At 27.3% G+C, this 512-nt stretch carries 1 pseudogene; it reads right to left on the minus strand.

The features are described from left to right. Positions 1-500, minus strand: a pseudogene (locus tag CAMP5121_RS08045) (hypothetical protein); the annotation flags it as partial. Positions 501-512: the final 12 nt, after the last annotated feature.

A 512-nucleotide genomic window follows, 5' to 3' on the forward strand; every position in this document is an offset into this window, starting at 1 on the left:
CTTTTGTCACAATATTCCCTCTTCAACTTCCTAATTTCAAATAGCAATCTGACATACCCCCCCCCATACCAAGTTTTATTGGCCTGTATGAGAGCTTGTCCTAACCTATATGTAATGCTTTCTTTTAATCTTATCGCTTCCTGATAATCTGCATACTCTTTTATTTTAGGTAATACTAATTTAGGATTCTCAGAAATTTTTTTATAATATTCTTTTTTTTTGTTTTGATATTGCTTAAAAACCTTAAATAACACAAACGGCATTTTAACGTATCCCAAAATATTTCTTGAACAATCAATCATTGCAAGACCAAACTGATAAGCCAAATGATTTTTTATCCTCGATTTGGCACTAAAATATATACTATCATTTAATTTTTCTTTGCAGTATTTTTCTGTAACTTTTTGGAAAAAACATACAAAATCATTAAGTTTTTTTGTATCAAATTTATCTCGAAGATTTAATAAATCCAAATATAAATATTCAGATATATTTGGCATAATATATCCATT

The sequence above is a fragment of the Campylobacter sp. 2352 PW genome (genome assembly GCF_024723575.1).
Classification (GTDB): domain Bacteria; phylum Campylobacterota; class Campylobacteria; order Campylobacterales; family Campylobacteraceae; genus Campylobacter_D.